Origin of the sequence: Mesorhizobium sp. M2E.F.Ca.ET.209.01.1.1 (genome assembly GCF_004010375.2) — a bacterium.
Lineage (GTDB): Bacteria > Pseudomonadota > Alphaproteobacteria > Rhizobiales > Rhizobiaceae > Mesorhizobium.
This window is the reverse complement of record NZ_SADP02000510.1, coordinates 1-356: the sequence shown is the minus strand read 5'-3', so window position 1 is coordinate 356 and position 356 is coordinate 1. Positions and strand designations below refer to the sequence as shown.

Here is a 356-nt window from a genome sequence, read left to right as displayed (position 1 = left end):
GCGTCCAAGCCGTAGCTGGCGGCCTCGACGCTGCGGCGGTTGGCGCCGAAGAGGTCGAGTTCCCAGCTGGCATCGAAGCCTGCTTCGTACTGGTCATAGGTTGTGCTGGTTGCCGTGCCCGAGCTGGTTGCTGCGGTCCTATTGCGGGTGGCCGAGGCCGAACCCTCGGCGGAGGGTAGCAACTTGCCCACCGACTGGCGGTAGCTTGCCCGCGCCTCGCGGATTTTGGCCTTGGCGGTCACGACATCGAGATTGCCGGCGACCGCTTCCGCGACAAGCATGTTGAGCTGCGGGTCGCGCAGGCGCTGCCACCATTGTGAAAGCCGCGCCGGCTGGGCGGACTTGGTCGGCTTCTG

The 356-nt window shown here is 66.9% G+C and carries 1 protein-coding gene; it reads right to left on the bottom strand.

Annotated elements, in window-relative coordinates:
* Positions 1–356 (bottom strand): TolC family protein (locus EN852_RS36690; RefSeq protein ID WP_189546485.1); only part of this gene is annotated, 356 nt, incomplete at both ends.